We start from the raw sequence: 22,442 nt of genomic DNA, 5'->3' as shown, positions 1-22,442 counted from the left end.
CGCCGCGTACCTCTCGGACCAGCTCGCGTCGGCCCCGCCGCCACCCACCGGCATCGACGCCGACCTCGGGCGGCTCAGGGAGGCCGCGCTCACGGCCGACGACGGTGAACGGGACCGGATCACGGGCCTGCTGCGGCAGCTCACCGCCGAACTGACCGGCGGCTCATCCGTGGCCGCCGCACTGGCGGACGCGGACGACGAGGACGTCTTCGCCTTCATCGACAACGAACTGGGCATCGGCAACGAGGATCACTATGTCTGAGGAACTCCATGTCTGACGAACAGAAGCTGCGGGACTACCTCAAGCGGGTGGCCGCCGAACTGCACGAGACCCGGTCCCGGCTGGAAGCGCTGCGCCGACGGAGCACCGAACCGATCGCGATCGTCGCCATGGCCTGCCGCCTCCCGGGCGGCGTCCGCTCCCCGGAACAGCTCTGGGACCTTGTCTCGTCGGGCACCGATGCGGTTGGCGGGTTCCCGGATGACCGGGGCTGGGACGTGGACGGCCTCTACGACGCGGAGCCGGATGTCCCTGGGCGTACGTACACCCGCTCCGGGGGATTCCTGGACGGGGCCCTCGACTTCGACGCGGACTTCTTCGGTGTCTCGCCGCGCGAGGCCCTGGCGATGGACCCGCAGCAACGGCTCTTCCTGGAGACGACCTGGGAGCTGTTCGAGCGGGCCGGCGTCGACCCGGCGGCCCTGCGCGGCAGCAGCACGGGTGTCTACGCGGGCTGCGTCACCAGCGACTACCAGGTGCTGCTCACCGAGGCCCCGGAGGACATCGAGGCGTACCGGATGACCGGCTCCGCGACCAGCGTGGTGTCGGGCCGAGTGGCGTACACCTTCGGCCTGGAGGGGCCGGCCGTCACCGTGGACTCGGCGTGCTCGTCCTCGCTCGTCGCACTCGACCTGGCCGTGTCGGCGCTGCGCGGTGGCACCTGCTCGCTGGCGGTCGCCGGCGGCGTGACCGTGATGTCCACCCCGACGGGGTTCGTGGACTTCAGCCGCCAGCATGCCTGCGCACCGGACGGACGGTGCAAGTCGTTCGCCGAGTCGGCGGACGGCACCGGCTTCGCCGAGGGCGTGGGTCTCGTTCTGCTGGAGCGGCTCTCGGACGCCCGCGCCAACGGTCATCGGGTGCTCGCCCTGGTCCGTTCCACCGCGGTCAACCAGGACGGCGGAAGCAACGGACTGACCGCGCCCAGTGGCGGCTCGCAGCAGCGCGTGGTCCGCGAGGCCCTGCGCTCCGCGGGTCTGGCCCCCAGGGACATCGACGTGGTGGAGGCCCATGGCACCGGGACCCGTCTCGGTGACCCGGTGGAGGCGCGCGCGTTGCTCGCGACGTACGGCCAGGACCGCGAGGAACCACTGCTGCTCGGCTCGGTGAAGTCCAACATCGGTCACACCTTGGCCGCTGCGGGCATGGCAGGGGTCATCAAGACCGTCCTCGCCATGCGGGCCGGCACCGTCCCGAAGACCCTGCACGCGGACCGGCCGACCCCAATCGTCGACTGGTCGTCCGGCGCGATCCGGCTGGTCACGGAGGAGACCCCGTGGCCGGAAACGGGGCGTCCGCGCCGTGCCGGGGTGTCGGCCTTCGGCATGAGCGGCACCAACGCCCACGTCATCCTCGAACAGGCGCCGCCGCAGGAGCCCGGCACCGCTGCTCCGCACACCGGCCCCGTCCCGCTGCTCGTCTCCGCACGCGGGGACGCGGCGCTCGCCGCGCAGGCCGGCCGGCTGGCGTCCTTCCTGGCCGAACGGCCGGAGGTGTCCCTCGGCGCGGTGGGAGCGGCCCTCGCCGCCCGCGCCGCGCTGCCCAGCCGCGCGGTGCTCCTCGGTGACGACCGGGCCGGCGTCCTGGCCGGCCTCACGGCGCTCGCGGAGGGCCGGCCCGCCGCCGGTCTCGTCCGCGGCACGGCCAAGGAACGCGGGGCACCGGTCTTCGTGTTCGCCGGCCACGGCTCCCAGTGGCCCGGCATGGCGTCGGAACTCCTCTCCCGGTCGGCGGTGTTCGCCGAGTCGATGGGGGAGTGCGCGAGGGCACTGGCTCCGCATCTGGACTGGACCGTCGAGACCGAACTGCCGAAGGCACTGTGCGACGAGGAGGCGATGAAGCGACTCGATGTGCAGCAGCCCGTGCTGTGGGCGGTCATGGTGTCGCTCGCCCGGATGTGGCAGTCCTACGGAGTCCACCCGGCGGCGGTGATCGGCCACTCCCAGGGCGAGGTGGCCGCGGCGTGCGTCGCGGGAGCACTGACCCTCGCCCAGGGTGCGCACGTGGTCGCGGTGCGCAGCAGGGCCCTGGCCGGTCTACGGGCCACCGGCGCGATGCTCGCCGTGGCACTGCCGGTCGAGGACATCGAGGCGCAACTGGCACCGTACGGGCACCGGTTGTCGGTGGCCACCGTGAACGGGCCGGAGGCTGTCGTCGTGTCGGGCGACACCGACGCATGCCGTGAGCTGCACGCGCGCTTCAAGGCCGAGGGCGTCCGCGTACGCCTCCTGGACGCACCCGGTGCCGGTCACTCGGGCCAGGTCGAGCCGGTACGCGACACCATCCTGACGGAACTGGCCGGGCTCAGCCCCGCAGCCCCTGCGGTGCCGCTCTACTCCACCGTCACCGGCGGCAGGCTGACCTCCGCCCCGGACGCCGCCTACTGGTACCGGAACCTGCGCGAACCGGTCCGCTTCGACCGAGCTGTCCGGACCGCCCTCGAGGAGGGCCACCGCGCCTTCATCGAGGTGAGCGGGCAGCCGGTGCTGGCCGCCGGTATCGAGGATCTGGCGTACGACGCGGAGACGGACGCGGTGGTCATCGGCACGCTGCGGCGCGGCGAGGGGAGCCCGGAGCGGATGGCGACGGCGGTCGCCGAGGCGTACGTACAGGGCATCGGAGCCGACTGGTCGTCGTCCCTGCCGGACACCTCGGAGGCGGTCGACCTGCCGACCTACGCGTTCCAGTCGCGCCGCTTCTGGATCGAGGACACCGCATCGGGCCGGGCCCGCGAACACCGGCCCGCGACACCGGAGATCGCGGAACTGGCCGACGCGGGACTCCTCGCCGGCCTGGCACCGGCCGAACAGTACGAACGGCTGCTGGACCTGGTTCGTACGGAAGCCGCCTCGCTCCTCGGACACGAGACCCCGGAGGCCATTGCCCCGGACCGCTCTTTCCTGGAGCTGGGCATGGACTCCGTCGTGACGGTGGCCCTGCGCAACCGCCTGGCGTCGGCCACCGGCAAGAGGCTGACTGTGCGCCGGCTCTTCGACCTGCGCACGGCGGACGCGCTGGCCCGGCATCTGCGACAAGAACTGTCGGGCACGGCGGTTCGTACGCGGGCCGTCGGGGCCGGCACGCTCGATTCCGCCGACGGCCCCAGCGACGGCAGCACGGCTGACGGTGCCGCGCACGGTGGCACCGACCGCACTGAGCCCTCCGTCCCCGGCGATCTGCGCCACGTGGCGGCGGACGCGGCCTTCTCCGGTGACCCGGCCCGGATCGCCCGATTCGGCGTACAGGTCGTCGCGGCAGCCGCCCGGCTGCCCCGCTTCGACGTGCCCGAGGCGCGGGACCTGCCCAGGGCCCACAACCTCGCCACCGGCCCGGCCGGACCGGTGCTCATGTGCTTTCCCACGGTGTTGGCCACTTCCGGCGCACACCAGTTCGTCCGACTGGCCGCGGAGCTGGCAGACCGACGCGCGGTCTGCGCGTTCGGACTGCCGGGCTTCGCCGGCGACGAGCGGTTGCCCGCCTCATGGGCGTCGCTGGTCGATGCGGCGGCCACGGCGGTGACGGCACGGGCGGAGGGCCGGACCGTCGCCCTGGCCGGCTACTCCTCGGGCGGCCTCCTCGCCCACGCGGTGGCGGCGAGGCTGGCCGCGCGCGGCACCCCTGCCCAAGCGCTGGTCCTGCTCGACACCTACCCGCCGGGGCCGCTCACCCCGGACGGGCTGCCGCCGGCGCTCCTGTCGGGCGTGGCACGCGGACTGGACGTGCTGGAGGCCGACGACCGCCGGATCGCCGCGATGGGCGGCTACCTCCCGCTCCTCGGCCAGTGGCAGCCGGCCGATCCGGCCGCTCCGTCCCTGCTGGTACGGGCGGCCTCCGCGCTGCCGGGGCCGGCGCCGTGGCGTGTGCCGCCGTGGCGGGCGCCCTGGCCCGGCAGCCAGGAGGTGAGGGAGGTGCCCGGCGACCACTTCACGCTCATGCAGGAGCACGCGGCCGACACGGCGACCGCCCTGGCCGACTGGCTGGACGACGTCACCGGTGCGCACGAGCTGGGGTGGTCGGCATGAGCGCCCGGACCACCGTGCTGGTGGTCGGCGCCGGCCCGGTCGGACTCGCGGCAGCGGCCGAACTCCGCCGCTTCGGTGTCCTTGTGCGCGTGGTGGACGCCGCGCCCCGCCCCGCGACGGGTCCCCGGGCGATGCAACTGTGGCCGAGCGGGCTCGCCGTACTGGACGACCTGGACGTGCTGGAGGAGGCAGGGCGACTGGGGCAGCCGGTGCGCGCGATGCGTTTCACACTGGCCCGCCGTCGTCGCTTCGACCTCTCCCTCGGCCCCGCCGACCAGCCTCTGCTGCTGCCCCAGCACCGAACGGAGGAACTGCTGGACCGGGCCTTGCGACGACTGGGGGGCTGCGTCGAACGAGGTATCCGGGTGACCGGGATCGAGCAGGACGCGTCAGGCGTCCGCGCGAGCACCGTGAGCCCGGACGGGCCGGGAACGATCGAGGCGGACTGGCTGATAGCCGCCGACGGGGTGCGCAGCACCGTCCGCGACGCACTGGGCATCGAATTCCTGGGCGAACAGGTACCGATGCCGCTCCTGCTCGCCGAGGGCAGGCTCACCGAGGACATCGAGCAGGGTGCCGTGCACTACTCGATGTCCGAGAAGGGGTCCCTGGTGTACGCCCCGATGCGGGACGGGGTGGTCCGCATCTACACGGCTGTCCCGCCGGGCACGCCGCTGACCGAGGAGACCGTCCAACGGCTGCTGTCGGAGCGCGGTCCGCACGGCATGCGCCTGGCGAGCCTGGACGTGGTACGCGAGTTCACGAGCGCGGAGCGGATCGCGTCGCGGCTCCGGGTGGGCCGGTGCTTCCTGGCCGGGGACGCCGCGCACACCCACGCCCCGCTCGGCGGTCAGGGCCTCAACCTGGGCCTTCAGGACGTACGCAACCTGGCCTGGAAGCTGGCGGGTGTGGCGCGCGGCGCGCTCCACCCGGATGTGCTCGACACGTACGAGCAGGAGCGCCGACAGGCGGCTGAGCAGACCGTCCGGGCCACGCACACCATGCTCCGCGTCTTCATGCTCCCCCCGCTCGCCGCGAAGGTGCGGGACCTGGTGTGGCAGGCGCTGGAATCCGCCGGTGTGCTGCGCCGGTGGTTCGTACCCCTGCTGGCGGGGAGACGTGTGCGCTACGAACGCTCCGGCCCCGGTCGCCGGGCGGGCGCCCGCGCCCCACGATGGGCCCTGACCCGAGCGCCGGACCACCGCCTGACCCTGGTCACGGGCGACGCGTCCGCGGACTGGGCCCGCGCCCTGGCGGCCCGCCGTCCACATCTGCTGACCCACCGCACGGCACCCCACCGCGGCTTCCTGCTGATCCGCCCGGACGGCCACATCGCGGCAAGCGGCACCGGCAGGGCCGACCGGGACGCCGTGACGCGCTTGCTCGATGTGCTCGACGGGACGGGGACGGGGACGGGCGACGCGGAAGGGGACCGTGGCATGCATGGCGCCGCGTGTCCTTAGGAGTGGCTGTCCGGTGCCTCCGGGCGAGACCTGCGGCGTGGCGGTCAGAGAGCGACGACCGCGCCCTCGCGCATCCAGCCCCGCCCGTCCGCGGCCGCGTCGGTGGTGACGAGTACATAGCCGTACTCGTTGTAGGACGCGCCCTCGCACGTTGCCGCGCCGACGATGTCACCGGCGTACTTGGTCTTCACGACGGCACTGCCCGGGTTCGGGTCCTCGTAGACCCCGGCCGTCGGCCAGACGACCTTGTACTGGCATCCGGACCGGGGCGAGGCCTCGACGGCCGAGGTGGCGGTGAGCGAGAAGCCGAAGCTGAGAGCGGTGATCAGGACGGCGGAAGCGGGACGCTTGGTACGCATGAGGGGCTGCTCTTCCCGAGAGTGAGTATGTCGCGTACATGATGGCAGGCGTGCGGCCGCGGGGCGGGGGCAACCTCACGCCGTCACTCCGGGGCGCCGGGGGCCGCTTGGCGGGAAGCGGCCCCCGGCCCCGTGCGGTCAAGTCACCTCAGTTGCCGGCCAGGGCGAGTCCGGCCTCGCGCGCCAGTTCCTTGGCGGCGGTGTGGTGCCGGTCCGCGAGATCCCGCAGCTGCTCCATGGCCGGTGTGGTGGCGGCCAGGGTCAGCTCGCGCTTGACCAGGGTGAGGTCGGCCTGCCACAGGTCGCGGACAATGCGCTCGAGGTAGGAAGTGGAGTGGTCCCAGCCTTCGCGCGGCGTGCCGGGGCCGTATCCGCCGCCGATGGTGGTGATCAAGGCGGTGGGCTTGCCCTTGAGCACCGGGTCGGTGGGGCCGCATCCGGCGATCACGAGGTCGACCCAGGCCTTGAAGTGCTGGGAGACCCCGAAGTTGTAGAACGGCACCGCGAGGACGACCGCGTCCGCGTCGCGCAGCTCTTCTACGAGTGTGGCCGCGAGGGCCGCCGCGTCGCGCTGGGCCGGGCTCCGGTCCGCCTCGGGGGTGAAGCCGGCCGTGGTCGCCAGGGCCCAGGCCTCGGAGGGGAGGGGATCCGTGGCAATGTGCCGTCGCGTCACGGTGGCGCCGGGGTGTGCGGCAGTCCACTCGGCCTCGACCAAGGAGGCCAGTTCGGTGCTGGCCGAAGTGGCCGGGAAGATGCTCGCGTCCAGACGGAACAGGTTCATCGCGGAACTCCTCAAGGGGCAGTGGTAGAGGGCACGCGGCGGAGGACCCGGGATGGGGACTTCACCGCCATAAACGGACTATACCCCGCTTAATATGGGGGGCGGTAGGTTGGACAGGTGAACGGATCCCTCATCCCTCTGGGCCGGCCCCGCCCCGAACGCGCCGATGCCGTGCGCAACCGCGAGCTGCTCCTGGCGACCGTCCGGGAGATGCTGGCCGACGGGGGCCCCTGCAGCGTCACGATGGACGCCCTCGCCGAACGCGCCGGCCTGGGCAAGGGCACTGTCTTCCGGCGCTTCGGCACCCGCGCCGGAATCTTCCGCGCCCTGCTCGACGCCGAAGACCGCGCCTTCCAGGAACAGGTGCTCTACGGCCCCCCTCCACTGGGTCCGGGTGCGCCGGCACTCGACCGCATGGTCGCCTACGGGCAGGCCAGGATTGCCTTCCTGCTGGACCATCACGGCATCGCCCGCGCCGCCCTCGACCGGAACCAGCCCGTCCCCGCCGGCCCGGCGTCGATCACGCGTGTGCACCTGCGCGTCCTGCTGGGGCAGGCCGCAGTCGCTCTCCCCGACCTGGACAGCCTGGCCGTCCAGTTGACCGGCGCACTCGAAGGCCCGCTCCTGCTGTTCCTGGCCATGCCCGAGACCGACAGGCCCCTCTCCTCCGCCGAAGGCCGCCCGCTGTCCGACAGCTGGAGCGTCCTTGTCCGCCGCCTGCTGAGCGCCCCATCCGAACCCGACCGCGAGACCGGCTGACCGGAAGCGCGGGCCCCACGGGCAGGGTGATGATGGCGTAGGAACGTTTCACCGGGGCGCGGAGACCGTCGGTGCACAGGCCGGCAGTCAGTCAGTCGGCCGCCGACGCTGGGTCGCCGGCGTTGCGCGCGCCCGGTCGAGCCAGGGATGTCATACGGCACGTCCTCCTTCGGCTCCAGCGATTCGTTGCAGCGGCGACACCTCACGCTGCCACCGCCGTGCGCGCGTTCCGCCATGCATGCCGCGGTTCGACCGCGTCCATGCGGTTGGCCGGGGTCTGGCGACGTCCAAGGCGCGACTGCGTGGGCGGGAGCATGCGGTCGCGTACGGGGGTGTCAGCCCTCGGTGTACGAGGAGCGGTTGAGGGGGCGCACTCCGCGCCTGTCCATGTCGGGAGGGCGCATGCCAGCAGGGCCAATCTAGCAGCTGACGTCGCCGTCGAATCCACCGACGACGCCTCCGCCGCCGAAGAAGCCGGTCTCTCCGCCTCGCCCCGAGACAGCGGACGGCGGCTCGGGCGTGCTTGCCAGGTCGGCACGGTGCGGGGTGGTGATGCGGAACGGCGTGGCGCGAACTGGGTGCACGTGGCGAACCGGTGGGCGTCCGTCAAGGCCAAGGACGCGGTCCTCACCCAGCTCGGGGCGTGGGACTTCCGTCCCGGTCAGGTCGTCTTGGACGCGGTCGAGGCGGTCATGGTGCTCCTCGTCGAGACAACGGTTGAGGGCCAGGGGAATCGGATGTCCGTGCACCTGTCCGACCAGGACGGGCAGGCCTGCATCCTTGCTCTGTCCCACCATCCTGGGCTCGCTGACCTGGACGACGAGGCCGGCGCGGATGTGCTGCACCAGGTCTCGGCGCATCGCCCGGTTACGGAGTGCGGGGCCGGCTGTCAGGCGGTCATGGCCGGCCGCGGGCTGCCCGGGGACCCGGCTGGTCTGCCAGGGCCTGTGGGCGGCGGGGATGGGCCGGACACGTCGCGACCACCCTGCACGGAGCCTGGACGTTCTGGTCAAAAACGTGGCGATGGTCCGCAGCCGGGTGCCACTCGCCCAGACCGAGGTGGAGGTATTCGACAGCGTGATGGCGGTCAACGCCAGGACCGTCATCCTGACCATGCGCTACGCAGCCAGGAAGATGCGTGACGGCAGACGCATCGTGAACATCTCCACCATGAACACCGTGCGCCCGTGCCGGGCATCGGGCCGTACGCTGCGAGCAAGGTGCGATCGAGCAACTGACCGCGGTTGGGCAGCCCGGGAGCTCGGACCACGGGGCATCACCGTCTACACAGACTCTCCGGGCGCGACGGACACGGAAATTCTCCGTGGCGTCAATTCCTCCGGAGCGCTCAAGGCGGTCGCCCGCATGACACCTCTCGGTCGCCTCGGGGATGGGTCCGACAGGGCCGTCATCGTCCGACCTCGGCGTGCGGCTCCTCGCCGGGTTTCGGCTCCGCTGCGCCGTGGCTTCCCTCGCTGCTGCTCTACCTGCCGAAAGGACCGGGCGTGACGGCACAGATGAGACCTGCGGCGCGGCCACCGCCGACGCGGCATCCCACACACGATCCCCGAACGCCTCGACCAGCGAAGACACCGCACGAACCGAGGCTCCCGAGGTGGTCGCCTTGAACAGGCGGAAGGCGTGTTCCAGGTCGTGCGTCTTCGGGGGAGTCGTAGCCGGCCGGCATCGGGTTGATGCGGTAGACGCCGTTGCTGACCTTCCTGACGATCTTGGCCGGCTCGAGTTCCCGCAGCGCGACATTTACGCAGGGCCGATCATTGCCCTTGACAATAGGCAGGTGAATGCCTGCATAATTTCTGTGTGAGCCTCGAAGCAACAGCGACCGACTCGGTGTTCAAGGCACTGGCCGATCCCACTCGGCGACTCCTGCTCGATCGGCTACGCGAGCACAACGGACAGACACTGCGCGCACTGTGCGAGCGCCTTGACATGGCGCGCCAGTCGGCGACGCAGCACCTGGACATCCTCGTGCGGGCCAACCTCGTCACCGTCGTACGACGCGGCCGGGAGCGGCTGCACTACCTGAACCCGGCCCCGATCCACGAGATCGAACAGCGCTGGATCTCCGGCTTCGACAAACCCCGCCTGCAAGCGATCAGCGTCATCAAGCACCAGGCAGAGGAGTACGCCATGACCAACGCACCCACACCAGTGCCGGACTACGTATACGTCACCTACATCCGCGCCAGTGCGGAGCAGGTGTGGCAAGCCCTGACCGATGCCGACCTGACGGCGCGCTACTGGGGACACGCGAACGTCTCCGACTGGCAACCCGGATCGGCCTGGGAGCACCGGCGAGCCGACGGCTCAGGCAAGGTCGACGTGGTGGGCCGCGTCCTGGACACCGTGCCCCCCACCCGGCTGGTCATCACCTTCGACGACGCCCCCGACGCCCAATCGCCGAGAGAGCCATCGGTCGTCACCTTCCTCGTCGAACCACATCAGGACATCGTTCGCCTCACCGTGACCCACGAGAAGCTCCCCAACCAGGAGATGCTGGGCGGCATCTCGGCCGGTTGGCCGGCCGTGCTTGCCAACCTCAAGTCGATGCTGGAGACCGGCGAGGTTCTGCCGCAGGCGCCCTGGGAGATGTCCCGCGCCGACACCTGAGCCGCGCCTCTCAGCCCTCTGGTTCCTTTCGCATACGCCGCACAGACAGGTGCAATACACCGTCGATCCCTCCGCGAGCGAGGACCGCCGTGTCGTCATCACCGACGACCTCGGCCAGCACGTACAGATGAGCGCGACGCAGTTCGCCGACCTCGTCACCGAGGCGAAGGAGGGCCGGTTGGAGACAGTGGCCTCTGCCTGAGCGCCGACACCGAGTACGGCGCAGTGCACTGTCGGCCCGTTGGCCAACTGGATGGCGGCATCCATCGCATGGCGGGCGGAGCTGTCGGGGGATATGACGGTGGCGTCCGGCGGGGCCAGGGCGAGAATTGCCTCGGTGGTCGTGCCGGTGACGCCGCACAGTTCGACGATTCTGCGGCTGTCGGCGAGACCGGCATGCGCGGCCAGGTCGCGGCTGGAGGCGCTGTACATCGGGTGGGCGCGGGTGAAGACGGCCGGGGCCTCGGCGGTGGCGTCGTTGTCCCAGCCGGTGACGGCGTCGCACTCCAACGGGTTCACCTCGTTCTCCTGGTCGGGTATCGCACATGGCAGACGCGTACGGGACTGGATTCGCTCGGGCCGGGACGGGCGGCTCCTGGCACCCGGCCCGGACATGATGGGCTCAGTCGAAGGACGGCCTGGCGCTGCGACTCCGCTTGAGCTCGAAGAAGCCGTCGGTTGCCGCGACCATCACCAGGCTGTCCCCGAGCTGTCCGGCGGCTTTCCGTAGGGGCAGAGGCGATCACGGGGCCGAACAAGGCCGTGCCGGCGATCACGTGCGTGGTCAACTCCAGTACCAGCATGCACAGTTCGACCGCTCGTTACCGGATCGTCGACCCTGGTGTCAGTTGCCGCCGGTCAGCAGCGGAGGGCTGGGCAGGCCTGTGGCCCCCTCTTCGTATCCGACGGCGGTAACACCATGAGGGGTCCAGGCCGCTCCGGTCAGGTGGCTGCCTGTGTCCGCGCTGTTCGAGGGTACGGACAGCTTCGACCACCGGCCGTCCCGAAGGCGCATGACATACGGCGTGCCGTCCGTCTGTTCACCTGTGATCGCGATTCCCTGGGGTGCGAGTGTCAGGTCGTTCACCCGGCCGGTGCCTGCGGGCGCGGGGACCTGCTGCCAGGTGTGGCCGTTCCAGTGCGCCAGCAGCGCGTGTCCGGTGTCCGCGTCGTCGTTCAGCTTGCGGCCTGCTGCCCAGATGTTGTGGGCGCCGCGGGCCTCCAGGTCGATGAGTTCGCCGTTGATCCCGTCGTACGGGACCGGCACGCGCGACCAGGAAGCGCGGCGCCCTGCAGTCGGGCCCGGGGGCCAGGCGGAGAGAACTGCCCGGCCGAAGCTGTTGCCCCCTGCCATAGGGGGTAGCACATAGTGGAGCCATCTCAATTCGATCTGCTGAGCACTCTGGAGCATGCGGCCGTGACGACCGTGCACACCGAAACATCCACCGAGCGGGTTCCCGGCCGGGCCTGGACCGTCCGGATCATCGGCCACGGCCGAACATCCGCGTCCGTCACCTGCAGCACGACAGCCTGCCGGATGCCGCCCCGCTCCGAAGACCTTCCCGCGCTACGGGCGTTCGCCGCCCGGCACGCCGCCGCCCACGCGAAAGCGGCAACCCTCCGTCCCAACGCCCGATGCCGCTGCGGCGTGCAGAGTTGCGAAGCCCACCCCGACTCCAAGACCCCGTGCACGGGTGCCGTGTTGCTGATCCTGCGCCACGACCCGGTCATGCGCCGTGTCTGGAGCGTCGAAGAAGTCTGCGAAGCCTGCGCGCCACTGATCCCGAACGTCACGGTCCTGGCCCGCGCCGAGCGCCCGCGCCGCAACCCCGACCGCACCACTGCGCAGCTAGCAGCCCCTGTGCGCCCGGTCGTTGCGGGCGGTTTCTCCTCGCCTGCCGCACTGGGGACCGTGGATGCGGCTCCGCTGCGACGCCCCCGGCGCAGCGGCCGGCGTTCCTGACCTCGAACCCGGACACGCACCGGTGCCGCTTCCCGGGCGCACGGCCATCCCGTTCCCGCCACGATGCCGAGTGGTCACAGGGGCAGAGGATCGACCGCCGAGGTGGGAACGCCGTAGTCGTCGGGTGCCGGATCGTTCACCCCGGCCGCTTCGGCAGCCCGCAGGAGCCGAGTCCTACGAAGCCGCCGTCACCCCCGCATCCTTCCCGATGTGGGCGTGACATTTGACGACGGTGCCTAGCCGCTGTCCCAAGCGCTGCGGCCGCTACCGTTCCCTCTGTGCATCATGCAAGGTGACCGCGGAGACAAGGGACAGAGGACTGTGATCAAGAGCATCAGTTTTGGCGCTGGCAGGCTCGCCGCGATCGGTCTTCGATGCATGTGAATGGCGCGCTGGTATCGGGCACCGCGCTCGTGGCGATCGAGGTCGCGCGGTCGGTGCCGGCGTGGCTGCGCGTGAAGCGGACGAGGTCCGGGCACGGCATCAGCCCGGTGAGTATGGGTGTGCTGGCCGGCACGGGTCCGGGGTGGATAGCCGTAGCCGTTCTCGCGCAGTCGGTGGCTGCTGCCGTGGCTGGCATGGTGTGGCTGGTGTTCCACGGTTTGCTCTGGCGCGAAGTGGCCAAAGCCGAACATGCGATGAACAAGACCATCGTGGCGGCGACTCTCTTCAGCTTCGCGGCCATCGGCCTGGTCACGATCGTTGGCCTCGGCGCCGGGTACATGGAGCCTGCGCTCGGGTCCGCTCTCGTCATCGCCTCGGCCTGCTACTCCCTTCCTGCCCTGTATCGAGGGATGAAGAGCCCTACCACGACAGGGTTGAGTCTCGTATCGCTCGCGGTGAACTCCGTTGAGGGCGCGATCTATTTCGTCGGTGGCGTGGGTATGGGTGGCATCACGCCCCACGGTCACCCCGTGCTCGCCTATATCTTTTTCGGCGGCCTGGCCCTGGCCTCGAATCTCCCGCGGCTCGTCCGCGCCGGCGCACGCAGGGCGATGAACCGGGATGGCTGACTATGACGGGCTGCCACGGAGCCGGTCTCGACCGCCATGAACTGATTCTCTCTGGCACCCGTCGTCTTTGGCCGCTAGACGGGGTGTTGACCTACTTCAGTCAGTGCAGTGTCCATCGTCTGCCCTTGCCGGGCTCGCGGGAACCGGCGTCAGCTTCCTGGGCACTGTTTCTCGGATCTCCTGACGAACGTGGGGTGTTGGGGTCGGGCTGTTTGTAAGGGTCGTGGTGATCTGACGAATGCGGAGTGGGACCGCTGGAGTCGTTCTTGCCTCCTGGTGGGGCGCGCGGGGCCGGTGGAGTGACCACCGTCGGGTGGTCAATGGGGTGCTCTAACGGGTCCGGACGGGCGTGCAGTGGAGGGACCTGCCGGAGCGGTTCGGGTCGTGGGAGACCGTTTACAAACGTCATCGCCGCTGGTCAGCGGATGGAACATGGACGATGCTGCTGTCGCGGATCCAGGCGGCCGAGGACGCCGTGGGCCGGATCGACTGGGACGTCTCGGTGGACTCGACAGCTGCGCGGGCCCACCAGCACGCCGCCGGCGCGCGGAAAGCGCCGGCGGTCGCGGCTCCTCAAAAGGGGATGGAACTGGAGACCCTGGACACGGCCACCCTGGACCGCGTCGACCGGATCAAGGCCGAGGCACTACGGGACGGCGTGGCCTCCACCGTCGGGGGGGCATCCCCGGCATCACTTCGGTGGCGGCCCCCGTCTTCACGGCGGGCGAGTCCTTCCCGCTCGTCGTCACGCTGGTGATGCCCGCGCGGGGCATCACGGAGCACGATCTGACACGCCTCTCGGCCGAGCTCCTGCGCTCGACCCGCGCCATGTCGGAAGTCCTGGGTCACCCCGTGGACCGGCGCGGGCCGTAGCACCCGGCCATGGCACCTGCCGGGGCCTCGTCGGCTGCTCTCGCGCTGCGCCGCCCACCGTCGCAATGCCCCGTCAACCCGTCCCCACGCTGTCCTGTTCGCCGACCATGCGCTGTTCGACGTGCTGCCCGACCGGGAGGCCTCCAGCCCTGCGGCCGGGCTCGCCGCGCCGGCCGGGCGTTGAGGTGAATCTGTCGTGGCCGGGCGCCGTCCTTCGCCGAAGGCGGGACCGTCGGTACTCCACAGGCGGTCCAGGTCGCGGACCGCTGGCGCCTCTGGCATCACGTGAGCGAGGCTGCCGAACGGGCCGTCGCTCGGCTCCCCGGCGATGGGGGGTCTTCCGGGCAATCCCCCCGGCCGCATGGCTGTCCGCCCTACTCTGATCACAGGGCGTATTTCTCTGCGCCTGTCCATGCCGGGAGGTCCCATGCCAGCAGCGCCGATCGAGCAGCCGACCCCGCCGTCGTACCCACCGAAGACGCCTCCGCCGCCGAAGAGGCCGGTCTCTCCGCCCCGCCCCGAGACTGCGGACGGTGGCCCAGGCGGGCTTGCCAGGTCGGCACGGTGCGGCGTGGTGATGCGGAACCGGCGTGGCGGGAACTGGGTGTATGCGGCGAACCGGTGGGCGGCCGGCAAAGCCAAGAACGCGGTCCTTGCCCAGCTCGGGGCGTGGGATCTTTGGCCCGGTCAGACCGTGTTGGACGCGGTCGAGGCGGTCACGGTGCTCCTCGTCGAGACAACGGTCGCGGACCAGGGGAATCGGGTGTCCGTCCATCTGTCCGACCAGGACGGGCAGGCCTGCATCCTTGCTCTGTCCCACCACTCTGGGCTCGCTGACCTGGACGACGAGGCCGGCTCGGATGTGCTGCACCGGATCACGGCGCACCGTCCGGTTACGGAGTGCGGCATGGACACAGGCCCGGACGGGCGTCGCCTCTGGGCCGTCATCGACCTCTGAACCACAACCACCTCCGCGTCTGGACTGCGGGATGGGCAGACCCAGGTCCTGGCATTGCCTCGAGCGCTCATGCTGGTGAACTGTCGTGCGGCGCGGTCACTCGTCCCTCCGGGGGCACCGGGGCCGGCCGGCTGCGGTAGATGGTCTCCCGACGGGTGGCGGTGCCGGGCGCGGGCGGAGGTTTGCTGTGGCCCGACGCGCAGTCGACGGCGTGTGGTTCTGTGCCGGTCGCTCTCGCGTTTTGTGCTCTGCCGCGGTCCGGCCGGACCGGTTGGGTCCGGCCGGAAGGGGCGGATCAGATGTCGATGACCTGGTAGGCGATGGTGTAGACGCCACCGGAGCCTTCCAGGACTCGGTACTGCGTCTCCGCGCCTGCCTCGTTGCCGGTGACGGTCACCGAGCCGAGCCGGTCGTCGCTGCTGGTGCTGTCGTAGTCCCACAGCGAAAGCGTGCGTGACTCGGTCTTGCCCAGGACCAGCAGCGCGTTGCCGTTGCTCTCGTCCAGGGCGCGGCGGTAGCCGGTTCCCATGGTCTGGTACGACGCCTTGGCGGGCCAGAGCTTCACGGCCTTGCCGCCGTTCGCTGCGATGTTGAGGTAGGCCTCGTCGTGGTCGCCTTCGCTCTCGTCGCCGCAGTACAGGTCGACGAGACGGATCTGCACGTAGTCGACCGGATCGGCCTGCGCGGCGCCGGCGGCGCCCACCAGCGAACCGAGGCCCAGTGCGCCTGCGAGGGCGAAGGTGGTCAGTCGTCGGATGCTCATGTTGTCCCCCTGGTTTCAGGTCTTCGCCGGTCCCCCGACCGGCTCGATGAACAGACTGCCTGAGCCGCGGCCCGTCGTTCTACGCGCGTTCCACTGAGCGGAACCGGGGCGCGGAGGACAAGCAGTCACCTCACGAGCCCATACCTGACGGTGAGTCAGTAGTGCATTACCGGGGGCAGACAGGGCAGGGGCACGTCTGTACGGGCGAGGGCCGCTGTGACGGCCGTGGCCGCCAGCGCCGCTTCGTGGGCCGCCCGCTGCAGTCCTTGCGCGGACAACGTCATGACGGCGATCGCGGCGACGGCCCGCCCGTCGCGCCCGCGCACCGGAAGCGCCGCGCAGCACACCCCGTTCATCACCTCCTCGCACTCCATCACCGTCCCCGCCGGTCGACCCCCGGAACCGGCCCTGCCCCCACCGCTCAGTACCTGGCCGGCCGCCGTGTCCAACAGGAAGCTCATCCCGTTCTGTACCGGCACCAGAGGCTCCGCCTCGCCCGGCACGGACGCCACAGTCAGGGCCCGGCCCTCGTGCAGGACGGTCAGCAGGGCACTCGCCCCGGTGACCGCCCGCAGCCGGTGCAGCGGATGACGAGCCGCCACCCGTAAGCCCGGGTGCGGCTCCCAGACCTGTCCGAGACGGTAGAGCTGCGATCCGACGCGGTAGCGGCTGCCTCGCCGCTCCACGGCGCCCACCAGCAGCAACTGCTCCAGCAGCCGGTGAGCGCTCCCCTTGGGCAGGGAGCAGGCCGCAGCGATCTCGGTGAGCCCTGCCTCCCCGCCGCACCTGCGCAACGCATCCAGGAGCGCGAACGCCCCCTCGATCACCCCTCGCCCGCGGCCCGTTCTTCGCTCCTGCTCCCCGCCCGTGTATCGCGACATTGGTCCCCCCAGTCGGTCGGCGCGCCGTACCCCGTTGCACGGCCGCCAGAGAGAATGCCCAACTTGCGTACCAGGGGTGTACCCCGCCGCGCGCGAACGTGACTCACAGCACACCGGCGGCAGCTGCTTGTGTGTGGGGGGCCTTGTGGGCGTTGGATGAAGAGATGGCTAGCCGCTGGACGGGCAGTTGCTCGGCGTCACTGGACGGACTGCGGACGACCCGGTGGTCGCGCAGTTCTTCGATGTCACCTTCCTTGAGGGAGAAGATCACATAGGCGTACCCGCTCATGGCGGGGCCAGGCGGATTCTGGCGGACCTGATCAGTCGAGAACCGAATCCGCAGGATTGGTGCACCGCCGTGACGGCGTTCCAGCTGCGTGTGACGCTGACCAACGGCCGGGAGACCCTGAGCCGGCCGATGCCTCTGCGGCGCGTAGTCGCGGAACATCGCGAGGTGTACGAGGCGGGCGTGGCATGTGTGGCGCGGGGCACGGCGCCACACCTTGGACGATGCCCTCAAAAAGCTGGAGGAGGAGCGGAAGGGCACTGCCTGAGGCGGCGCCTGCGGAAGCTCTGGCGGTGAGCCTGCGCGCTCATGGGGATGCTCGGACTCGGGGTGCGGTGGTCCGTGCGAGGCGCGAGGATCGAGATGGGGCGGCGGCCGGGCCGCGGCGATGAGCCGCCCGGCGCGGCTTGCCTCCGTCTCTGTCCTCAGGGGGGTCTGGAGGTGTGTGCGTATGCCGCGGCCGCTGTGGTCAGGGGCGATCAGCTTCGGGCTCGTCACGATCCCCACCAAGATCATCAGTGCGACGGAGGACCACTCGATCCACTTCCGGCGGGTGCATCTGGAGGACATGGGCCGCGTCCGTACGCGGAAGGTCTGCGAGCTCGATGAGAAGGAGCTGTCGCAGGAGGAGATCGGCAAGGGCTACGAGGTCTCCAAGGGCGAGGTCGTCCCGGTGACCGACCGGGAGCTGCAGGAGATGCCGCTGCCGACGGCGAAGGCGATTGAGATCGTCGCGTTCGTCGACGCCGGCAGCATCGACCCGGTCCGGATCGGCGAGAGCTATTACCTCGGGGCCGACGGCCAGGTCGCCGCCAAGCCCTACACCCTTCTGCGCAAGGCCCTGGAACGCTCCGACAAGGTCGCCATCGCGAAATGGGCGTGGCACGGCCGTGAGCGGCTGGGGCTCTTGCAGGTGCGCGAGGGTGCGATCGTGCTGCACGCGATGCACTGGCCCGACGAGGTCCGCAGCCCCGAGTCCCTGGCGCCGCGGCCGGTGGAGCTGGAGGAGTCGGAGATCGAGCAGGCCGTCCAGCTTGCCGAGTCCATGACCACCGACGACATCACCCAGTTCCGGGACCACTACCGCGACGCCCTGGAAGAGCTGATCGAGGCGAAGTCCGAGGGCAAGGAGCGGCCCGAGCCGGCCGAGAGGGGCGGTGCGGGGGAGGGCGGTCAGGTCATGGACCTGATGGCCGCCCTGAACGCCTCCGTCACCGCGGCGAAGGAGAAGCGCGGCGAGAGCGGCGAGGACGCCACCGTCCATGACATCCGGCCCCGCAAGAAGAGCACCGCGAAGAAGCCGGCGGCCAAGAAGACCGCGACGAAGAAGTCCAGGGCGTCGAAACCCGCGAAGAAGCGCTCTGCGTCCTGAACGGTCACCGGCGGGCGGCGGAGCCGGGCTCCGGAAAGCCCTGCCGCCGTCCGTGCAGAGCGGGGCCGACGGCAGGGCAGTGCTTTCCTGAGCTCCTTACCATCCATTCAAGCATCTGTGCAGTGGTGACCCGTAGGTCTTCTCCGGGGGAGGCAGCGGGCGCGCCGGCGTGGGTGGGTCAGCCGGCGGGTGCTGTGACCAGGTGGTCCGCGATGCCTGTCGCGTCCGGCCTGTAGTAGTCCTTGATGGCCTCGGTCCAAGCCGGGACCGAAGCCTGCTTCGCGCCGGCTGGTTCCAGGGCGTCGAAGAGGGCGTGGATATTGTGCGGAGCGAAGCCGATGGCCCTCATGACAGCTACGAACGTGGGTCGTTCGACCATTCCGTCCCCGTCCGGGTCCGCGATCGCAGTGAGGGCGTCGGCGAATCCGGTAACCGCTTCGGAGAACCGCTCCGGCGTGAGGACGATGTCCTGGAACTCCGCGTAGTCGACGCGGCCGTCGCGGTTGGTGTCGAGTTCTTCGGCCAGGGTCTGCCAGTAGGCCCGGAAGGCATTCACCATTGTTTCGTGCCTGTCTGCGCCTGCGTCCGGGACTGCCGCTACGACCCTTTGCGCCATGAGCTCGAAGTCGTCTGCCTCGATCACTCCGTTCCCATCGGCATCGAACAACGTGAACACCAGTTGGACCCGTGCGATCGCTTCTTCCCGCATGGACATCTCACTTCTTCCGGTTCAAATGTTGCACTGTGCACTCTAGGAGGGGTATCTCCCGCCCTGGGTGTAATGGAAGGCGTTCATGCGAAGGAGTGGCCCGCACCGGCTTTGCGGGCGTCAGACCTACCGCTCTGCATCGCTCGACGTGCGGGTTGTCGCGAAGGCCGGCCGCCCTTGGGAAGGGGTGCGTGGGCGCGCTTTTGGATCCCGGCGCCATCCTCTCCGGTGTGTGAGCACCTCGGCGCGGCTGGCGCGGCCGAACGCTGCGCAAGGCCATCCGTCACGTTCAGTGATGCTTATGGCGGTAAGGCGCCGCCCCGCCGTCAGCCAAGCCTCCCCGATGTCTGAGGACTCGTCCGGAGCGAAATCACGAACGCCGCCGGGCCCATGCGCTGGAGACCCATCCGCGTACAGAGGCAGCAACAGGCCTGCACCGCACCGGCCCGCTCTTCATCCATGCCATGGCGGAGACAGTCGACCCACGCGGCCGTCACCCGGCGGCGTCCGAACGCCAGACCGCAGGCTCGGCGAACCAGCGGCAGAAGCTCGGATCAGGGTCGCGTACGGCTGCAGCCGTCAACGGGGCGAACAGCTCCTCGGGCAGATACGCACGTTCGAGCAGCGGCCTGCGCACCGCATGCGCGACGTGCGCTGCGCCGAACCCCGACGCGATGCCTTCGAATCCCGGAAGACGAGCCACGTCCCGTACGTACGCCAGGAAGGAACGACGTTCCGCTTCCGCTCCGTTCGCCTCGGTCACGTCAGCGTCCGGAACATTCCCACCGTCGTGCAGCGATGGCTTTTGGAGGACAGGACATCAGCTGCTCCTTCCGTGCGCGTCGAGATCGGCCCGGCCCTCGCCCTGGATGTCCTGCCGGAGGCTCGAATTCAGGTAATTGGCAGGGCCGAGTCGTGCCATGGGGCTGACATGCCGTCAAGGAAGCCGGGCGGAAGATACCTTATGTCAGCTTCATGACGTAATTTCTCCAAGTCGATCAAGGGGGTGACTGTGGTTCCTTCCCTGCGTGAGCGGCATAGCACGGGAGAGTTCGGGTTCTTTGGACGGGCGCTGCTCGTGGCGGGGGCGGCGCTGGGCCTGCTTGCTCCGACTCTGCACAGTGCCACGCTGGTACGCGCGGGCTCGTCGCTGGATATGGGGTTCACGGCCCGGGCGGCGACGCAGGTCCTCGTGGTTGCCGCGTCACTGGCCGGCGTGCTGCTGGCGGGGCGGGCCGTTGACATGTGGGGGACCCGCAGAGTGGTTCTGTGGTGCCTTCCCGTCGGCGGGGCGGGCGGTGCCGTCCTGTTGGCGGCCCCCTGTGCGTGGATGTACTGGGCAGGGCTGGCGGTAGAGAGCGCCGCCATTATGGGCGTGGTTCTCGGCTGTGTCGCCGCGGTGCCCACGGCACATCTCACCGGCCGGATCAGGCATGCGGTCGCGGCAGCTTTTGCCGCCTTCGCCCTGGCTCTGATCGCCGGGGTCATGCTGGCGCTGGCAGCCGGTCGTCTGGGAGGCTGGCGCGCTGTGGAGGCGGTGCCCGCGCTGATGTGTCTGATCCTGTATCCCGGCGCACGCAGACTGCGAGTGCTGAAGGGCCCTCCGGCAGTACGCCAGGCTTCCGTGGAGGGCTTCGCTTCGCGTGCCGCGCTGGTCGTGGTGCTGGGGGCAGGGCTGCAGGCGGCACCGCTCCGCAACTGGCTCGACGCCGAGGTCATGACCTTGCTGGCCCTGTCGTTGATCGCGTTGCACGCGGTCGCGGGCGGAGAGCGGCCGGGGCAGCTCATGAGACGCCGGCGCAACAGAGAACGTCTCGGCAGGGGAGGCCGGCACAGGGCGGCAACTGTTGTAGCCGGAGGCATTTGGGGTTTCGGGCAGTCGGCGCTGGCCACCATTCTCCTCGTGTCACTCAGCGGCGTAGGCGCCGGCCAGGCCGCGAGCCTGGTCGCCTGGACCGGATTCGGTGTGGGAAGTGCGGTTGCCGGCTTCACCTGCCTGCGTCAGCGGGTGTCTCCTCGGGCGGCGTCAGCGCTGGGGCTGACCCTCGCAGCCGTCAGCGTGGCCCTGCTTTCGACGCTTTCGCAGCAGCGGCCTGTTGCGGCTACTGCTATGGCCACCGGCCTTTCGGTGGCGATCGGTTTCGGCATCATCCTGGCGCAGATCGCCTGGGTCACCGAGTATCTGAGCGATCTGCCCGTGTCTCAACGCGGGGTCGCAGCCTCGGTGTACCCGGCTGCCGTGATCCTGGGCGGAGCGGCTGTCAGCGCCACCCCCTACGAGACTGTGCTGGCGCAGGAAGCGCGTACCGACACGATCAGCCAACTCTTGTGGATCACCGTCACCGGTCTGGCTCTGGCCGCCGTCGTTCTGAGCCGGTCAGCCGTGTCTCTCGCCGTCGCCGGCGCTGCCGCGGTGCAATACGTCCTGGTGACAACCTTGAGTTCGATCCGGTACGCGCAGCGCCCACTTGCGATGGTCGTATTCGTCCTGACTGGAGTCATCGTCGGGATCGCCGTATGGATCAGCGGTCGCCAGAGCGCGCGGCTCGCCCGTACTCAAGCGGGTGCCACCGCTCTCCAGCGAGCCGTACTTCGCCCCATCCCTCGGCACCTCGGAACTCTCGACCTGGAGGGGCTGTACCGGCCGGCCGCAACTGAGAGCGGCATCGGCGGTGACTTCTACGACGTCTCGCACACCGCGGGAAGGAGCCGCATCCTGCTCGGTGACGTCCGCGGTAAAGGGCTGGAGGCCCTGCAGATCGTCAATGACGTCCTGGGATGCTTCCGCAGCAGAACACACGACACGCAAGGCCTTGCCGATCTTGCCACTCACCTCGACCAGCACCTGGCCCGAACTGCCTCAGCCCATGAGGACACCGAACTGTTCGCTACAGCGATCCTCATCGAGCACGAGGACGGCAGCGGCGAAGTTCGCATCCTCAACTGCGGGCACCTTCCTCCGTTACTGCTGGGTCCGGGGCGGGCTGAAACTCTTGCCCTGCCGGCTCTCCTGCCGCTCGGTTTCGGGGTGCTCGATCCGGCGCACGATCCCGCGCCCTCGACCGTCCCTCTAGCTCCTGGAACTGTCCTTCTGCTGTACACCGACGGTCTGAGCGAAGCCCGAGACGCCTCCGGCGCCTTCTACCCCCTCGACGAGCGCCTCCGCCATGCTCCGGCCGACCCCGCACGCTTGGTCCGCCATCTCGTATCCGATGCGACCCAATGGACCCACCGCCTCACCGACGACATCGCACTCATCACTCTCAGCCCACGCCATGCCTCCGTCCCACCACCGTGAATTCGGCGGCTCGACGACTGCTGAAAGATAT

At 70.1% G+C, this 22,442-nt stretch carries 21 protein-coding genes and 2 pseudogenes; 14 read left to right on the top strand and 9 right to left on the bottom strand.

Annotated elements, in window-relative coordinates:
* Positions 1 to 288 precede the first annotated feature (288 nt).
* Positions 289 to 4,302 (top strand): annotated as a pseudogene (locus tag EAO73_RS14795) (type I polyketide synthase); the annotation flags it as partial.
* Positions 4,299 to 5,765 carry an FAD-dependent monooxygenase gene (locus EAO73_RS14790; RefSeq protein ID WP_147971972.1) on the top strand — a complete coding sequence of 489 codons (1,467 nt, stop codon included), beginning with the start codon at positions 4,299 to 4,301 and terminating at the stop codon, positions 5,763 to 5,765. The pseudogene EAO73_RS14795 and the gene EAO73_RS14790, both read left to right, overlap by 4 nt.
* A gap of 44 nt (positions 5,766 to 5,809) precedes the next feature.
* On the opposite strand, the gene EAO73_RS14785 is transcribed toward EAO73_RS14790, so the two are convergent.
* A complete protein-coding gene (locus tag EAO73_RS14785; protein ID WP_147971971.1) occupies positions 5,810 to 6,124 on the bottom strand; it encodes a glycosyltransferase in 315 nt (104 codons plus the stop codon).
* A gap of 148 nt (positions 6,125 to 6,272) precedes the next feature.
* Entirely contained in the window at positions 6,273 to 6,905 is a 633-nt protein-coding gene (locus EAO73_RS14780; RefSeq protein ID WP_147971970.1) for an FMN-dependent NADH-azoreductase, read from the bottom strand.
* Positions 6,906 to 7,022: 117 nt separating this feature from the next.
* On the opposite strand from EAO73_RS14780, the gene EAO73_RS14775 reads away from it, so the two are divergent.
* Complete coding sequence (locus EAO73_RS14775; protein ID WP_224756305.1) at positions 7,023 to 7,664, top strand: TetR/AcrR family transcriptional regulator; 642 nt, start codon at positions 7,023 to 7,025, stop codon at positions 7,662 to 7,664.
* Between the two features lie 419 nt (positions 7,665 to 8,083).
* Here the strand turns inward: EAO73_RS14775 and EAO73_RS14770 are convergent, their stop codons facing one another.
* Positions 8,084 to 8,755: a hypothetical protein gene (locus EAO73_RS14770; RefSeq protein ID WP_224756324.1), complete on the bottom strand. Its 672-nt coding sequence runs from the start codon at positions 8,753 to 8,755 to the stop codon at positions 8,084 to 8,086.
* Here EAO73_RS14770 and EAO73_RS14765 point away from each other — a divergent pair.
* From EAO73_RS14765 to EAO73_RS35975, 4 genes are all read left to right on the top strand, one after another.
* Entirely contained in the window at positions 8,688 to 9,173 is a 486-nt protein-coding gene (locus EAO73_RS14765) for an SDR family oxidoreductase (protein ID WP_263576303.1), read from the top strand. The two genes, EAO73_RS14770 and EAO73_RS14765, sit on opposite strands and share 68 nt — an antisense overlap.
* Positions 9,174 to 9,485: 312 nt before the next feature.
* The gene (locus tag EAO73_RS14755) at positions 9,486 to 10,295 is read left to right on the top strand and encodes an ArsR/SmtB family transcription factor (RefSeq protein WP_147971968.1); all 810 of its coding nucleotides are present in this window, start codon (positions 9,486 to 9,488) and stop codon (positions 10,293 to 10,295) included.
* Positions 10,296 to 10,344: 49 nt separating this feature from the next.
* Positions 10,345 to 10,497, top strand: a complete 153-nt coding sequence (locus tag EAO73_RS35980; protein ID WP_191134070.1) for a hypothetical protein — start codon at positions 10,345 to 10,347, stop codon at positions 10,495 to 10,497.
* A 39-nt stretch (positions 10,498 to 10,536) separates the two neighbouring features.
* Positions 10,537 to 11,025, top strand: coding sequence for a hypothetical protein (locus EAO73_RS35975; RefSeq protein WP_191134069.1), 489 nt, complete (start codon positions 10,537 to 10,539; stop codon positions 11,023 to 11,025).
* Between the two features lie 114 nt (positions 11,026 to 11,139).
* On the opposite strand, the gene EAO73_RS14745 is transcribed toward EAO73_RS35975, so the two are convergent.
* On the bottom strand, positions 11,140 to 11,562 hold the full coding sequence (locus EAO73_RS14745) for a hypothetical protein (protein WP_147971967.1): 423 nt from the start codon (positions 11,560 to 11,562) through the stop codon (positions 11,140 to 11,142).
* Between the two features lie 150 nt (positions 11,563 to 11,712).
* Between EAO73_RS14745 and EAO73_RS14740 the strand changes: the two genes are divergently transcribed.
* The 5 genes and pseudogenes from EAO73_RS14740 (at position 11,713) to EAO73_RS35960 (ending at position 15,102) form a co-directional block, all read left to right on the top strand.
* Entirely contained in the window at positions 11,713 to 12,258 is a 546-nt protein-coding gene (locus EAO73_RS14740) for a hypothetical protein (protein ID WP_147971966.1), read from the top strand.
* Positions 12,259 to 12,638: 380 nt separating this feature from the next.
* Positions 12,639 to 13,271 (top strand): hypothetical protein, encoded by a 633-nt coding sequence (locus EAO73_RS14730; RefSeq protein ID WP_191134068.1) that lies wholly within the window; start codon positions 12,639 to 12,641, stop codon positions 13,269 to 13,271.
* 189 nt (positions 13,272 to 13,460) lie between these two features.
* A pseudogene (locus EAO73_RS37325) lies at positions 13,461 to 13,708 on the top strand (transposase); the annotation flags it as partial.
* A 262-nt stretch (positions 13,709 to 13,970) separates the two neighbouring features.
* Positions 13,971 to 14,144 (top strand): hypothetical protein, encoded by a 174-nt coding sequence (locus EAO73_RS35965; RefSeq protein ID WP_191134080.1) that lies wholly within the window; start codon positions 13,971 to 13,973, stop codon positions 14,142 to 14,144.
* Positions 14,145 to 14,715: 571 nt separating this feature from the next.
* Positions 14,716 to 15,102, top strand: a complete 387-nt coding sequence (locus tag EAO73_RS35960; RefSeq protein ID WP_224756304.1) for a hypothetical protein — start codon at positions 14,716 to 14,718, stop codon at positions 15,100 to 15,102.
* A gap of 295 nt (positions 15,103 to 15,397) precedes the next feature.
* On the opposite strand, the gene EAO73_RS14715 is transcribed toward EAO73_RS35960, so the two are convergent.
* From EAO73_RS14715 to EAO73_RS14705, 3 genes are all read right to left on the bottom strand, one after another.
* Entirely contained in the window at positions 15,398 to 15,865 is a 468-nt protein-coding gene (locus EAO73_RS14715) for a hypothetical protein (protein ID WP_147971963.1), read from the bottom strand.
* A gap of 155 nt (positions 15,866 to 16,020) precedes the next feature.
* Positions 16,021 to 16,746 carry an IclR family transcriptional regulator gene (locus EAO73_RS14710; RefSeq protein WP_147971962.1) on the bottom strand — a complete coding sequence of 242 codons (726 nt, stop codon included), beginning with the start codon at positions 16,744 to 16,746 and terminating at the stop codon, positions 16,021 to 16,023.
* A 103-nt stretch (positions 16,747 to 16,849) separates the two neighbouring features.
* A complete protein-coding gene (locus EAO73_RS14705; RefSeq protein ID WP_147971961.1) occupies positions 16,850 to 17,194 on the bottom strand; it encodes a hypothetical protein in 345 nt (114 codons plus the stop codon).
* 289 nt (positions 17,195 to 17,483) lie between these two features.
* Between EAO73_RS14705 and EAO73_RS14700 the strand changes: the two genes are divergently transcribed.
* Entirely contained in the window at positions 17,484 to 18,404 is a 921-nt protein-coding gene (locus tag EAO73_RS14700) for a Ku protein (RefSeq protein ID WP_147971960.1), read from the top strand.
* Positions 18,405 to 18,582: 178 nt separating this feature from the next.
* Here the strand turns inward: EAO73_RS14700 and EAO73_RS14695 are convergent, their stop codons facing one another.
* Positions 18,583 to 19,113, bottom strand: coding sequence for an EF-hand domain-containing protein (locus tag EAO73_RS14695; RefSeq protein WP_147971959.1), 531 nt, complete (start codon positions 19,111 to 19,113; stop codon positions 18,583 to 18,585).
* Positions 19,114 to 19,606: 493 nt separating this feature from the next.
* Complete coding sequence (locus EAO73_RS35955; protein ID WP_191134067.1) at positions 19,607 to 19,876, bottom strand: hypothetical protein; 270 nt, start codon at positions 19,874 to 19,876, stop codon at positions 19,607 to 19,609.
* Between the two features lie 249 nt (positions 19,877 to 20,125).
* Here EAO73_RS35955 and EAO73_RS14685 point away from each other — a divergent pair, with 249 nt between their 5' ends.
* A complete protein-coding gene (locus EAO73_RS14685; RefSeq protein WP_147971958.1) occupies positions 20,126 to 22,411 on the top strand; it encodes a SpoIIE family protein phosphatase in 2,286 nt (761 codons plus the stop codon).
* The last annotated feature ends 31 nt before the right edge of the window (positions 22,412 to 22,442 follow it).

Origin of the sequence: Streptomyces sp. col6, from assembly GCF_008042035.1 — a bacterium.
Lineage (GTDB): Bacteria > Actinomycetota > Actinomycetes > Streptomycetales > Streptomycetaceae > Streptomyces.
This window is presented reverse-complemented; position numbering and strand designations above follow the sequence as displayed.